This is a genomic window from Myroides sp. LJL119, assembly GCF_054871605.1.
On sequence record NZ_JBTXLO010000007.1, the window covers coordinates 79,665 to 94,374 of the forward strand.

The 14,710-nt window shown below is 33.1% G+C and carries 10 protein-coding genes; 6 read left to right on the forward strand and 4 right to left on the reverse strand.

What is annotated here, in order from left to right; genetic code table 11:
• Positions 1-2: 2 nt before the first annotated feature.
• The 6 genes from lpxA to ACYSNV_RS08840 all read left to right on the forward strand — a co-directional run bounded on the left by lpxA (position 3) and on the right by ACYSNV_RS08840 (position 6,914).
• Positions 3-788, forward strand: a complete 786-nt coding sequence (gene lpxA / locus ACYSNV_RS08815) for an acyl-ACP--UDP-N-acetylglucosamine O-acyltransferase (protein ID WP_461762202.1) — start codon at positions 3-5, stop codon at positions 786-788.
• A 24-nt stretch (positions 789-812) separates the two neighbouring features.
• Complete coding sequence (efp, locus tag ACYSNV_RS08820) at positions 813-1,379, forward strand: elongation factor P (protein ID WP_461762203.1); 567 nt, start codon at positions 813-815, stop codon at positions 1,377-1,379.
• Between the two features lie 21 nt (positions 1,380-1,400).
• Positions 1,401-2,336, forward strand: coding sequence for a UDP-3-O-(3-hydroxymyristoyl)glucosamine N-acyltransferase (locus tag ACYSNV_RS08825; protein ID WP_461762204.1), 936 nt, complete (start codon positions 1,401-1,403; stop codon positions 2,334-2,336).
• Positions 2,337-2,494: 158 nt separating this feature from the next.
• Entirely contained in the window at positions 2,495-3,367 is an 873-nt protein-coding gene (sucD, locus tag ACYSNV_RS08830) for a succinate--CoA ligase subunit alpha (protein ID WP_461762205.1), read from the forward strand.
• A gap of 766 nt (positions 3,368-4,133) precedes the next feature.
• A complete protein-coding gene (locus ACYSNV_RS08835; RefSeq protein ID WP_461762304.1) occupies positions 4,134-6,410 on the forward strand; it encodes a TonB-dependent receptor in 2,277 nt (758 codons plus the stop codon).
• Positions 6,411-6,443: 33 nt separating this feature from the next.
• On the forward strand, positions 6,444-6,914 hold the full coding sequence (locus tag ACYSNV_RS08840) for a thioredoxin family protein (protein ID WP_461762206.1): 471 nt from the start codon (positions 6,444-6,446) through the stop codon (positions 6,912-6,914).
• A gap of 728 nt (positions 6,915-7,642) precedes the next feature.
• On the opposite strand, the gene pheT is transcribed toward ACYSNV_RS08840, so the two are convergent.
• The 4 genes from pheT to ACYSNV_RS08860 all read right to left on the reverse strand — a co-directional run bounded on the left by pheT (position 7,643) and on the right by ACYSNV_RS08860 (position 14,688).
• Positions 7,643-10,078: a phenylalanine--tRNA ligase subunit beta gene (gene pheT, locus ACYSNV_RS08845; RefSeq protein WP_461762207.1), complete on the reverse strand. Its 2,436-nt coding sequence runs from the start codon at positions 10,076-10,078 to the stop codon at positions 7,643-7,645.
• A 101-nt stretch (positions 10,079-10,179) separates the two neighbouring features.
• Positions 10,180-10,590, reverse strand: a complete 411-nt coding sequence (locus tag ACYSNV_RS08850) for a thiol-disulfide oxidoreductase DCC family protein (protein WP_461762208.1) — start codon at positions 10,588-10,590, stop codon at positions 10,180-10,182.
• Between the two features lie 2 nt (positions 10,591-10,592).
• A complete protein-coding gene (locus ACYSNV_RS08855; protein ID WP_461762209.1) occupies positions 10,593-12,764 on the reverse strand; it encodes an endonuclease MutS2 in 2,172 nt (723 codons plus the stop codon).
• Positions 12,765-13,242: 478 nt separating this feature from the next.
• The gene (locus ACYSNV_RS08860) at positions 13,243-14,688 is read right to left on the reverse strand and encodes a TonB-dependent receptor (RefSeq protein WP_461762210.1); all 1,446 of its coding nucleotides are present in this window, start codon (positions 14,686-14,688) and stop codon (positions 13,243-13,245) included.
• Positions 14,689-14,710 lie beyond the last annotated feature (22 nt).

The window sequence follows — 14,710 nt, forward strand, 5'->3', positions numbered from 1 at the left end:
ATATGAATCAGCCTTTAGCATATGTTCATCCAGGGGCAAAAATAGCACGTAATGTTGTTATTGAGCCATTTACAACGATTCATAATAATGTTGAGATCGGTGAAGGTACATGGATTGGATCTAATGTAACGATCATGGAGGGTGCAAGAATTGGAAAAAATTGTAAAATTTTTCCAGGGACTGTGATTTCCGCCGAACCTCAGGATTTAAAATTTGATGGAGAAATTACGACCGTAGAAATTGGTGATAATACTACAATTCGCGAGTGTGTAACAATCAATAGAGGAACAAAAGATAGATATAAAACTGTTGTAGGAAAGAATTGTTTAATTCAGGCTTATAGTCATATTGCACATGATTGTATAGTTGGAGATAATTGTATTTTCTCTAATTCAAGTACATTGGCAGGCCACGTAACTGTAGGAGATTACGTTGTTTTAGCTGGGTTAGTTGCAGTACACCAATTCTGTACTATTGGTTCTCATTCTTTTGTAACTGGTGGAACCTTAGTACGTAAAGATGTGCCTCCGTTTATTAAAGCCGCTAGAGAACCTATTTCTTATGCGGGAATTAATTCAGTAGGATTAAGACGTAGAGGATACGATACTGAAAAAATACGTGAAATTCAAGCAATCTATCGTATTTTATATCAAAAGAATTACAATACCACTCAAGCTTTGGAAATCATTGAAACCGAAATGGAAGCAACTCCAGAGAGAGATGAAATTATCATGTTTATCCGTAATTCCTCACGTGGAATTATGAAGGGATATTCAGGTTTATATTAATAATAAAATAAAACTATTTAAAAGATGGCAACTACAGCTGATATTAGAAACGGTTTGTGTATTAAGTTTAATAACGATATTTATAAAATTATTGAATTCTTACACGTTAAACCAGGAAAAGGACCTGCTTTTGTTAGAACAAAATTAAAAAGTTTAACAAACGGTAAAGTTTTAGAGAATACTTTTTCTGCAGGACATAAGATTGAAGAGGTACGTGTGGAGACTCATAAATTCCAATACTTATACCCAGAAGGAGATCAGTTCCATTTTATGAATGTGGAAAATTATGAGCAAATAACTTTATTGAAGGATATTTTAGATGCCCCAGATTTGCTAAAAGAAGGTGAAATGGTTATGGTTCAAATTAACACGGAAACTGAGTTACCTTTAGCCGTTGATATGCCAGCTTCTGTTGTTTTAGAAGTTACTTACGCAGAACCTGGAGTAAAAGGTAATACTGCAACAAACGCAACAAAACCAGCAACTGTTGAAACTGGAGCAACAATTAACGTACCTTTATTTATAAATGAAGGAGATAAAGTTAAGATTGATACAGCAACAGGTGCTTACATGGAGCGTATTAAGGAATAATTAATTTATAGTAGATAAACTATGCGTTTTGCAAAAGTACAGGATTTACAGACTATAGCCGAAATAATCGGTTGTGAGTTTGTTGGACAAGCAGATTTTCCAGTTTATGGAATGAACGAAATTCACGTGGTACAACCCGGTGAAATTGTATTTGTAGACCATCCCAAATATTATGATAAGGCATTGAATTCGAATGCTTCGATTATATTAATTAATAAGGATGTGCCTTGTCCAAAAGGAAAAGCATTATTAATTTCAGATGATCCGTGGAGAGACTTTAATAAACTCTCTACATTCTTTAATCCTTTTAAGCAAGCAAAACAGCAACAAGCCCAAGATGCAGTAATAGGTCAGGGTACTATTATTCAGCCAAATGTTTTTATAGGACACAATGTGGTGATAGGAAAAAACTGTGTTATACACCCAAATGTAGTTCTATATGATGGAACTATTATAGGGGATAATGTGGTTATTCATGCCGGTAGTGTTTTAGGAGCAGATGCTTTTTATTATAAAAAAAGGCCAACAGGATTTGATCCATTAGTTTCTTGTGGTAGAGTAGTAATTCAAGATAACGTTGGAATAGGAGCAAGCTGTACTATTGATAGAGGCGTGACTGGTGATACTCTTATTAAAGAGGGTACAAAGATTGATAATCAGGTACACATTGGGCATGATACGGTTATTGGTTCTCGCTGTTTAATAGCAGCTCAATGCGGAATTGCGGGATGTGTGGTTATCGAAGACGAGGTGACTCTATGGGGACAAGTAGGCTCAGCCAGTGGAATTACAATCGGTGCTAAGGCTGTTGTTTTAGCACAAAGTGGAATTTCAAAATCATTGGAAGGTGGAAAAGTTTACTTTGGATATCCTGCACAGGAATCTAGAGAGATGCTTAAGCAGCTTGCCAATTTAAAGAAAATTCCATCTATAATAGAGAAAGTAAAATCTTTATAAGCGTGGAAAAAGTCGTTGAACAACGGCTTTTTCTTTTTAAAGATATTAGTAGATAATTATTAGTGAAAGTCGGGACAGATAGGTGATAAAAAGTTTTGTTCTAAACTAGAATTGTTTATTTTTGTGTTAAGTATGTTTAAATAATTAAAAATAAAATCATGAGTGTTTTAGTAAATAAAGATTCAAAAGTAATCGTTCAAGGATTTACTGGAAGTGAAGGTACTTTCCACGCTTCTCAGATGATTGAGTACGGAACAAACGTTGTAGGTGGAGTTACTCCTGGAAAAGGTGGTACTACTCATTTAGATCGTCCAGTATTTAATACAGTGGCTGATGCAGTGGAGAAAGCCGGAGCGGATACTTCTATTATTTTTGTACCACCAGCTTTTGCAGCTGATGCTATTATGGAAGCGGCCGAGGCAGGTATAAAAGTAATTATTTGTATCACAGAGGGAATTCCTGTAGCTGATATGATTAAGGCTTACAATTATATTCAAGATAAGGACTGTCGTTTAATTGGACCTAACTGTCCAGGTGTTATCACACCAGGAGAAGCTAAAGTTGGAATTATGCCAGGTTTCGTTTTCAAAAAAGGTACTGTAGGAATTGTTTCTAAATCAGGAACTTTAACTTATGAGGCTGCTGACCAAGTTGTAAAACAAGGATTAGGTGTAACAACTGCTATTGGTATTGGTGGAGATCCAATTATTGGAACAACTACAAAAGAGGCAGTTCAATTATTAATGAATGATCCAGAGACAGAAGCTATTATTATGATCGGAGAAATCGGAGGTCAATTAGAAGCTGATGCTGCTCGTTGGATTAAAGAAGATGGAAACAGAAAACCAGTTATTGGATTTATCGCGGGAGAAACTGCTCCAGCAGGTAGAACAATGGGTCACGCAGGTGCAATTGTAGGAGGAACAGATGATACTGCTGCAGCTAAGAAAAGAATCATGCGTGAGTGTGGTATTCACGTGGTAGATTCTCCAGCTGAAATTGGAAAGAAAGTAAAAGAAGTTTTAGGATAGTTCTTAAAACAGTTATATAAAGCTCTTGTGCTAAAAAACTTATGTAGGGTTTGTTTTAGATAGCTTTTAAAACAAAGAGCTTTATTTAATAGGTATAAACGCTTGTTGAAAATCAATGATTTTCAACAAGCGTTTTTTTTTGCCTAGTATAAATCCCCATAAAATACTAGATAAAGGACTTATATGTGTTTTAAAATAGGTGATTTGTGAACTGGCTTATCTGTTATGATTTGTGAATCCGTAGCTATGTATAAGATTTCAAAAATGGTTAAATAACTTTGCTGGTAGATCAATTAATAAATGAAGATAATCCTGCCAAGTACAATTAATTAATAGAAACAAAGCTCTTGTTTATTTTTGCTTTTTCTATATAAGTATTGCTTACTGTTTAAAGATATCGTAGAAAAATAGAAAACAAAAAGCAGTAGAATTATAGGTCTTAATCACCTTTCATATTGAAAATCTCTTAAGGTAATTCTTATCTAGAATAAGAATTCGTTACCCCCTTTATTTTTATCTACTCGGTGGTTTTAAATGTAACTTGCCTTATAAAGGAGACTTAGCTTTACAAGATTTTAACTTTATAGGTTAAAAAGGATTACTTTTTTTGAATTCACTTAAAAAAAAAGCTCTCTAACTGACTTATTCTGTGGTTAATTATGTCAATAAGTATAAGGAATTAATAAAATTACACTTATATATTTTGTTAATAGATTTAAATTAATTAGGTTTGCGCAAGTATTATTTTAGACAAGCCTAAACTTATATTATGAAAAAACTAATTAAATTTTTTACCTTATCTGGCTTACTTGTATTTTGTGGTGTAGATTCTCTCGCCCAGGCCATTTCAGGGTATGTTACCGATGATCAAGATCAAGCTTTATCCTACGCGACAGTCTATTTGAAAGGCTCCAAAAGTGGAGCAGTGGCTGATGAATTTGGTTATTATTCCTTAAAAGGAGATTTTATTGATGGTCAAAATCTTGTTCTAGTGGGGTCATTCGCTGGTTTTACAGCCCAAAGTAAGCATGTCACTTATGATAGTGAGAAACAAATGCGCGTCAATTTTTCTTTAAAGCCAGATAATGATCTAGATGAGATTGTTATCTCCTCTAGTTTAAAGCCCATGTTAAAGTCTGATTCTGCAGTTCCTATTGAAATTTATACGCCAAAGTTTTTTCAAAAAAATCCCACTGCAAGTCTTTTTGATGCCATTAAGATGGTCAACGGGGTTCAACCTCAATTAAATTGTAATGTATGTAATACCGGGGATATACACATCAACGGGATGGAAGGGGCCTATACTATGGTATTGATTGATGGAATGCCTATTGTTTCTTCCCTTGCATCAGTTTATGGGTTAAGTGGTATTCCCACCTCAATGATTCAACGTGTAGAAGTTGTAAAAGGACCGGCATCTTCTTTATATGGGACAGAGGCAATGGGAGGAATTATTAATGTAATTACGAAAGACCCCCAAAGTGCTCCTTTGTTTAGCTTTGATGCATTTATGACCTCTTGGTTAGAGACTAATTTAGATGTGTCTAGTAAGTTTAAGTTAGGAAAAAACATAGATAACTTATTGGGAGTAAATTATTTTAAATACGGTCATAGACATGATAAAAATAATGATGGTTTTACCGATGTAACCCAACAAGATCGCGTATCGATTTTTAATAAGACATCTTTTAAAAGATCCCAAGATAGGCTTGCTAGCATAGCTCTTAGATATTTGTATGAGGATAGATGGGGAGGTGAGACAAACTGGAATAAACATAGAGATAGAGGAGGAGAACAAGTATACGGAGAAAGTATTTTTACTAATCGATTCGAAGCCATAGGAATGTATCAAATTCCCACCTCAGAGTCTATTTTTGCACAGTTTTCTTACAACTACCATGGACAGAATTCCTTCTATGGACCTGAATCTTACCAAGCTAAGCAGCAAGTTGTTTTTGGGCAATTATATTGGGATAAGCAAATTGACAATCACAATATTCTAGCCGGAGTTTCTTATAAATATACTTACTATGATGATAACACAAGAGCTACAGGGATTTATGATGAAAACGGGTTGGTGAAAAACACACCTATGAATACTCCTATTTGGGGGTTATTTATTCAGGATCAGTGGAAAATTAATCCAACTAATACCTTGTTGTATGGTTATCGATTGGATTATGATAGAACACATAAATTAATCCATTCACCAAGGGTTGCTTATAAATTTGATCCGACTCCTACCCAATCCCTTCGAGCTAGTTTTGGAACTGGATTTAGAGTAGTTAATGTGTTTACGGAGGATCACAGAGCTTTAACTGGTGCACGACAAGTAGTTTTTGCCTCTGATTTAAAACCCGAAGAATCTTATAATTTTAATTTAAATTATGTGTGGAAACTTCCAACCAATTTCGGAGTATTGAATTTTGATGCTACAGGGTTTTACACTTATTTTACCAATAAAATTGATGCTGATACAGATTCTGACCAGACTAAAATTATTTATGATAACTTAGATGGTCACGCAGTATCTAAGGGAATATCGTTAAATATTGAAGCTAGTTTTGAATTTCCTTTGCGTATAATGGCAGGAGCAACTTACATGGAAGTATATCGAGAACAGACAAAAGTGAAAAGTTCGATATATCACTCTCCAAAATGGTCAGGTACTTTTTTGGCTAGTTATGATCTGGGTAGGGGGTGGTCTACCGATTTTACAAGTAATTGGAATGGGCCAATGCGAATGCCAAGGGTAGAGGATGATTATAGACCAGAATATTCTCCATGGGTATTACTGTCAAATCTACAAATTAGTAAGAATTTATTTAATGGAATAGGTCTTTATGGCGGGGTTAAAAATATCTTCAACACTCTTCCAAAACATGATGCAATTGCTCGTTGGTGGGACCCATTTGGTGAGCCCGGAAACGGAGTTGCACCACCACCGGGTCGTAATGATGTAATTTTTGAACCCAATGACTATAGTTATACTCCTATGCTAGGTAGGCAAGTTTACTTTGGAGTGCGTTACTCTATTTTGTAACTTCCAAAGTTTTAAGTAAAAAAATATTTTACTATGAGATTTAAATCAATATTTTTTTTGGTTGTATTTACTCTTGTTTCAACTACGATAATCGCCCAAAAACCTAAAGAAAGTACCTGGGATAATATTGAGCAGAAAATGCAAAACCAGCCACGTTATCTCTGGGTTTTTATCCATACAAATTGGTGTAATTATTGTACTTTAATGCAAAATAAAGCTTTTAAAGACTCTTTAGTTGTCTCTTTGTTAGATGATTATTTTTACTTTATAAGTCTCGATGCCCAAGACCAAACTACCATTGAGTTACAACAAGTGGAGTATGTGTTTAAACCAAAAGGATTAAATTCAGGAATTCACCAATTGGCAGAGACTTTGAATCCTAATCAAATCTATCCTAGCTTGATTTTATTAGATGATAAATTTCAGATTGTTTATAGTCTACAAGGATATATAACAGTTAAAAAATTACAAGAAACTTTAAATAGTATAATAAGTAATCAGTAAAGCTATTAAATGACCTTGGATTAGTTAGGTAATTTTATAAGGCTAATGTTTGAATAACATTAGCCTTTTTTTGTATCTAATTTTATTAGTTTTATAAGATGAAGATTCTAAAAATAGCCCTTTTAAAAAAAGGTATTAATAGTTAGATGATAGAGTGCTTATTGTTGGGTATAGTACCGATAAATCTTTTGAAAAACTCTAGTAAGACGACCAATAAAAACTCTATGGTACTTGAAAATATTGAAAAAAAACTTGCTCAAAAAATAAACGATCTACAGCCAATCGAAGTATTATCTCTAGTTTATAGATACTTAAAATATGTCTGTATTAAAAAAAGAATACCAAGAAAGTAGCTATTTAAAAATAGCACTTAAAATAGTGTGTTTTAAGATGTTATTTAGTAAAGCTATATGGTTGGGTTTTATTCACTACACGAATTGTTGTTTAATCTAGTGTCCATTTAAAAGAGGTAGGGCTTTAGTTAAAACAAACCCTTATTATATTTTAAGTAAGCATAGGGTAATAAAAGTAGGTTAAAGGTTACTAGATAAGATCTACTTGAGAGTACCGTAAATTAAGAATCCTACTTGATAAGAAGGTGAAATTTAAAAAGGTGAAAAAAATGGAATAAGCAAGTAAAGTTTTGTCTTATAGGTGAATTAAATTTCGATGTTATTAAAAAAGGGTATTCAAACTAATTTTGAATACCCTTTTATCTAATTATTTTTTTATCTAAGAACTGCTCCTAGGTTATTTTCTAATTGGTACTTAATTTTACCCATTATCTTTTCTACCTGGTTATCTGTTAAGGTTTTAGATGCATCTTCCATTAAAATTGAAATCGCGTAAGATTTTTTTCCCGATTCAATTTTGTCTCCTTGATAAAAATCAAATAACGTTACATCTTTAATAATGTTTTTGTCAACTTGTTTTACCAAGGCGTGAATTTGATCAAAACTTACTGCCTCATCAATTAAAAGTGCATAATCTCTTTTAACCGAAGGGTATTTATTGATTTCTGTAAATTTAATCTTTGAGCTTATGAATTTAAAGATATTTTCCCATTTAAATTCCGCATAACAAACCTCTTGTTTGATATCAAACTCTTTTAGAATAGCTCTTTTTAAAACTCCAAACTCCACAATTAAATCCTTGCCAATATAATAGGCAATACCTTCAGAGAAAACATCGCTTTCTACTGGTTGGGTTTGACATTTATTTAATCCAAGACGTGTTAAGATTGTATTTATATACCCTTTGAATTGGAAAAAGTCTATAGGGGTTTGTTGACTATTCCAAGATGCTTTGATATTATTACCAGTTGCAAATAAAGATAGTGTTTTGTGCTCTTCATAACTGGCAAGCATTTTTTGATATGTTTTACCAAATTCAAAAAGTTTTAAATCACCTCTTTTGCGATTAATGTTGTAAGATATAGATTCTAAACCTCCAAAAAGTAGGGTCTGTCTCATTACGCTTAAATCACCACTTAAAGGATTTAAAATATCAACTTGGAAATTGTCTTTAACTGTTTGTGTAAGCTTGTTATATTGTGGTGTAGTCAATGAGTTATTCATAATCTCATAGAATCCCTGGTCAACCAATAAATTGGAAACAATATTTTGAACTTTGTGATCCTCTGTTCTAGATGTATTGGAAATCGTAGCGTTTAACTTAGAAGATATAGTAATGTTATTAAATCCATACACACGTAAAATCTCTTCAATAACATCAATTTCTCTAGTTACATCGGCACGATATGCAGGTACTGTAATACCAACACCAACATCGCTCATGCTGTTTACTTTAATGTCTAAAGACACCAATATCTTTTTGATAGTTTCTTTAGAGATTTCTTCTCCTAAAATTCTAGTAATATTATCAAAGTTTAAGAAAACAGAATGATCTTCTATTTTTTTAGGGTATAAATCTACAATATCCGAAGTGATTTCCCCTCCAGCAACTTGTTGAATCAATAAAGCAGCATGTTTTAAAGCATACTCAGTTATTGAAGGATCAATACCTCTTTCAAAGCGGAAAGAAGAATCTGTATTTAAACCGTGTCTTTTAGCTGTTTTACGTACAACAACTGGATTAAAATATGCACTTTCTAAAAAGATAGAGGTAGTGTTTTCGTTTACCGCTGATTTTAATCCACCAAATACACCTGCAAGACACATTGGTCCGTTTTCATCACATATAACTAAATCATCTGCATGTAGGGTGCGCTCAACACCATCTAAAGTAACAAATTTTGTTCCTTCAGTAGCGGTTTTTACTTGAACTTTAGCTCCTTTTATTTTAGCGGCATCAAAAGCATGTAAGGGTTGTCCTAAATCATGTAACACATAGTTGGTAACGTCAACAATGTTATTCTTTGGAGTAATACCAATGGCTTTTAATCTATTTTGTAACCAATCTGGTGAAGGCTTTACTTCAATCCCTGAGATAGTAACTCCACAGTAGCGAGGTGCTTTTTTATAATCCTCCACACTTACGTCCATTTTTAAAGTACGACGCTCTACTTTGAATTTACTCACCGAAGGAGTGATTAGTTCTTTATGTTGGGTTTCTTCTTTAGAATTTTGTAGTAGGCCAGCTCTTAAATCACGAGCAACTCCCCAATGACTCATAGCATCAGAGCGGTTTGGAGTTAAACCAATTTCGAATACCTGATCTGTTGCAATATTAAATATACTGGCAACAGGAGTTCCAGGAACTAAATCTTGATCTAAAACTAAAATACCAGAACCGTCGGTTCCAACTCCTAGTTCTACCTCAGAACAGATCATTCCGTGACTTTCCTCCGAGCGAATCTTTCCTTTCTTGATTTGAAATGCGTTACCATCTGCATCATATAATTCTGTACCAATTGTTGCTACAGGAACTTTTTGTCCTTGAGCTACATTTGGAGCACCACAAACTATTTGCACTGGCTCGCCTGTACCTAAATCAACTTTAGTTACATTTAATTTATCAGCATTAGGATGTTTGGTACATGACAAAACGTGTCCAACAACAACTCCTTTTAAACCACCTTTAAGACTCTCGTAATGATTAATTCCCTCAACCTCAAGTCCTAAATCTGTTAAGATTTCAGATGTTTCTTCTGGTGTAATGTCTAACTTAATGAATTGTTTTAACCAATTGTATGAAATATGCATTCGAATAATTTTTTTGAGTACGCAAATATAAGCATTGCTATACTTTAAGGGAAATAAAAAGTGATTAATTATTATTTAAGTAACAAAATTTAATATTGCTTTTACAGAAACTTATTTTTTATATTTTGATCCGGAATTAAGCAGTTTTTTTTTTGTCCAAACCATCTATATCGATTCTTAGCAATATAATTGTAAAGACGGTTATTTATCGAATCTGGTAATAAATTAAAGATACCCAAAAGATAATACATCCCTTTTAAATGCTTGGCTATGTGCAGAGCTGCCTGGGCTTGGAGATAATATGCTTTTCCAGGTTCGTAAAAAACAATACTGTCTATTTGATTTGGATTAACTCCAATATGATTTAGTATTTGTCTGCCCTTATCTGAGTCTAAGGCAACAAACCTAAAGATATCTTTTTTATCGGATTTTATTATGCGTTGAACAACTTGATCACATAGGTTGCATACCCCGTCAAATAAAATTATTTTTTTGTCTTTTGGTATATCCATTACTATTTTTTACGCTCTACCATCTCTAGTTGGTCCAAATCTACTTTCGAGGTGAAAAAACCGTAATTAACGGTAGCTTTATTCTTTTCGATACTATCGATACTACCTACAGCTCTTCCTTCAATCATACGTACTCTATCACCAACTTTTAATGGAAATTTTGTTTTGTTTTGCTCTTTTTGATCCTCTTTTAATTTTTCTTGCTTTTTTTCTTGACGTATTTTTTCTATTTTTTCGTGTACCTCGGCAAGTATGTGTTTTTGTTGTACTTCTTGTTTTTTCTTTTCTTTAGGGGTAATTACCTTGCGCTTAGAGTTTTCAATTTCAACGACTTTTAACACCTCGCCAAATAAGGTTTTTTTACTTTTATTATTAAAGTACTTTAAGGATAAATCATCGAGTTTTTGCCCCAAGTAGACCAATCGTTGGTTAGAATCAAATAATTCCTGATATCTTGTTAGCTTATCTTGTATTTTAGCATTGATATCTTGCATTTTTTGGCTCTCTTCTCTGGCTCTAATTTCCTCTTCTTTTAAATTATTAGAGGTTCGCTCTAGTTTATGACGTTCTTTTTGTAGGTTGGCTATCGTTTTATCAAAGCGAACTTTATCACCTTCAACTTTTTTCTTAGCTCGGTTTATTAAACTAAAAGGGATGCCGTTTTTTTGGGCAACCTCAAAGGTAAATGAACTACCAGCCTGTCCTACGTTTAATTTATAAAGTGGCTCTAAAGATCTTTCGTCAAAAAGCATATTTGCATTAGTAGCGTAGGGAAGCTCGTTGGCTAAAATTTTTAAATTCGTATAATGAGTGGTAATTATACCAAAGGCGTCTTTATCATAAAGCTCTTCTAGGAAAACTTCGGCTAAAGCACCGCCTAATTCTGGATCAGATCCAGTTCCAAACTCATCAATTAAAAACAGGGTATTGGCATTACATTTCTTTAAAAAATAGTTCATATTTTTTAATCGGTAACTATAAGTACTTAGGTGATTCTCGATGCTTTGGTTATCTCCAATATCGGTTAAAATCCGATCAAATAAAAACGTTGAGCTTCGTTGATCCACAGGAATTAATAATCCAGATTGTAGCATAAGTTGTAAAAGCCCGATGGTTTTCAAAGTAATACTTTTTCCTCCTGCATTTGGTCCTGAAATCACAATTATCCTCCCGTTTTCATTTAATTCAATGGTTTGTGGGAAGGTAGGCTTTCTCTTTTCTTTGTTATTTAACAATAAAATAGGATGGTAGGCTTGTTTGAAATAAAGCACACGTTGCTTTGTTATCTTTGGAAGCAGGGCATTAATCTTATGCGCATACTTAGCCTTTGCTGCGGTTATATCTATTTGGGTTAAAAAAACTTGGTAATCAACTAAAGTGTCTTTAAAGGGTCTAATGGTATTGGTTAATACTTTTAGAATTCGGATTATCTCCTCCCTTTGTTCATATTCCAAATTATTTAATTCCCTTGAGAATTGTAAGGTTGTTTCAGGTTCAATATATACGATGCTTCCTGTTTTAGATTGTCCCAAAACACTTCCTTTAACTTTCCTGCGATACATGGCACTAACGGCAAGTACTCGTCGGTTTTCAACCACAGTTTCTTTGATATCATCTAAATACCCCGCGCTGTTATATTGACTTAAAGCAAAACCAAAGCTTTGGTTTATTTTTCCACGAACCAGATTAATGTTTTTTCTAATATTCAATAAATCAACAGAGGCATTGTCTTTAATTTCTCCATATTTATCCAATACACTTTCAATGGCTTTTAAAATTTGTTTTTCAACGGGAATTTCTTGCGCATCCTGATAAATATTAGGATAGTAGGTTTCAAACTTTTTTAAAAAGTCAATTAAACTAAGGGTAGTTTCTGTTAGGGTATAAATTTTTTTAAAACTAGATACCTCCAAAAAACTATCTAGGATTCCAAGGAATTTTAATTCATAATCGATCCCATCAAAGTAGTGATTTGGTATAATATTATTATTGGAGAACGATGAAACGTACTCCGAGGTTTGTTTAAGTGATTTTAGGGTGTCTTTTGCGTTAGAAAATGGAACAATATCCAGCGCATTTTGCTTTCCATGTTCCGTAACACAATATTGCGATACGGTTTGTAAAACCGTTTGAAATTCTAAATCTTGTAATGTTTTGTTATGAATAGATGTCATTTTATGAAAATGAGAATAAGTACAAAAGTACTATTATTTATATAAACAAAGAATGCAAATTTATTCTTTAAGTCTTGTTGTGGAGTTTAAATGCATAAAAAGGCAATATTATACAAAAGTCCAAAAAAACAGATAATAAAAAAACCTATTATGGAATCTATAATAAAGACTTACGGGAAAAGTTCAGTAAAAAAAAGAATATTAAACCCGGTATGAGTTTGTTTTATAAGATAAAAGGTTTTTTTACATTTTTAAGTTGCTTATAAACACATGGTGAAAAATAAATAGCTATGAGTTATGAAAATCAATATTTATTTAAAAAAACATATTTTTTTATTTATGAAATGTATTGTGGTTGCGGTTAACTCTTTTTCCCATTAGAGAAACTACTTTTTGAAAAAAAGGTTTTAATTTTTATAGCCATCTATAAATCTAGGTAATTTAACTGTTGATTTAGGGATGGCCATAGTGATAAGATTTACTTTTTATAGCCAAATAATTGATTTTCTTTAATCATAGATGCTATACCAAGAGGCAATTTATCCTCCCAGCCCGTTTTATTTTCTTGTAAAGCTTTTAGGATATCTCGAGCGTAAACATCTAACGTATTTGGGTCGTAATCAGTAATATCAATAATTTGATTATTTTTCTTGAAATACTTATACAATTCTTTTATATGTAAATCTACTTTCAAATTAGTAGAATCTATAACTGTATTATCTATATTTTTAGTGGGGTATAGGTAAATCTTCATATCGTTTCTAAAAAGTTTACCTAAGGCCTCCAGGATACCTCCGCTTAAATTAGCATAGTATTTTTCTTCAAAAATGTTTAACAGTCCACTTACCCCAACTGAAAGTGCAATTTTTTTATCTGTATATTGACTAAAATATTGAGGAAGTTTATAATACTCTTGAAAATTAGAAATCATAACGGTTTGTCCTAATGAACAAAGTAAATCAGCACGGTGTAAGAAATCAGTTTCATCTAGATGTCCTTCCATCAGTAGGTTAGATAAAGTTATTTCAAAAATTACAGTGGTTTGATCATCCTGAAGGTTATTTTGTTTTTGAAAAGCCTTTAGCGCATTGTGATACATATGCATATTAACAATCGTTACCGGTCTGAAACTTCCTCTTAAAGCTAAAATGTTTTGTTTGAATAAAACATTAGCAGGTAGTTTACTTTGACCATCACTACCAAACATTACGGCATCTGTCATACCACTTTTAACCAAATACAGACTCATTAATCGATTGTCAACACGTTTGAATAAAGGACCAGAAAAGTTGATACTATCAATCTCTAATTGGTCTTTGTCCAGATGGTCATATAAGCTGTTTATTAATTTTTTTGGGTCGTGGTGTTGGTAAAAAGCACCATAAATAAGATTAACCCCTAGGGTTCCCAATGTTTTTTGTTGTAAAATAGAGTCTGTTTCTTTAAACTGTATATGTAAAATGATTTTACTATAATCTTGTTCTGGGTGGCTTTGAAACATTATTCCTACCCATCCATGACCCTTGTGTTTCTTAGCATAATCAATAGTAGCCACGGTGTTGGCATAGGAAAAAAATGCTTTATTGGCATTACTTTGTCTAACCAGCCTTTCCTCTAATTTACGGGTCTCATACTCCAGCATCTTATTGAGTCTACTCTCGGTAACGTAACGACCGTCTTGTTCCACCGAATAAATAGCGTCGCTAAAGACCTTATCGTAGGCGCTAATCGCCTTAGCAATGGTTTTTGAGGAGCCTCCAGCGCGGAAAAAGTGTCTAACGGTTTCTTGTCCGGCTCCGATTTCTGCAAAAGTTCCATAGATATTATTATTTAAATTAACTCTAAGGGCTTTATCAAAAATAGCAGGCTGATGCTCAATTACTCGATCTCCTTCTAATACTAAATCTTCGGCAAATTTCTCCATGATTATTGGCTTTTTAAACAAA

Excerpts from the sequence above, each read along its gene's own strand:
- pheT (WP_461762207.1), bottom strand. The coding sequence starts at position 10,078 with ATGCATATTTCATACAATTGGTTAAAACAATTCATTAAGTTAGACATT.
- efp (WP_461762203.1), top strand. The coding sequence starts at position 813 with ATGGCAACTACAGCTGATATTAGAAACGGTTTGTGTATTAAGTTTAAT.
- ACYSNV_RS08850 (WP_461762208.1), bottom strand. The coding sequence starts at position 10,590 with ATGGATATACCAAAAGACAAAAAAATAATTTTATTTGACGGGGTATGC.
- lpxA (WP_461762202.1), top strand. The coding sequence starts at position 3 with ATGAATCAGCCTTTAGCATATGTTCATCCAGGGGCAAAAATAGCACGT.
- ACYSNV_RS08840 (WP_461762206.1), top strand. The coding sequence starts at position 6,444 with ATGAGATTTAAATCAATATTTTTTTTGGTTGTATTTACTCTTGTTTCA.
- ACYSNV_RS08825 (WP_461762204.1), top strand. The coding sequence starts at position 1,401 with ATGCGTTTTGCAAAAGTACAGGATTTACAGACTATAGCCGAAATAATC.
- ACYSNV_RS08860 (WP_461762210.1), bottom strand. The coding sequence starts at position 14,688 with ATGGAGAAATTTGCCGAAGATTTAGTATTAGAAGGAGATCGAGTAATT.
- sucD (WP_461762205.1), top strand. The coding sequence starts at position 2,495 with ATGAGTGTTTTAGTAAATAAAGATTCAAAAGTAATCGTTCAAGGATTT.
- ACYSNV_RS08855 (WP_461762209.1), bottom strand. The coding sequence starts at position 12,764 with ATGACATCTATTCATAACAAAACATTACAAGATTTAGAATTTCAAACG.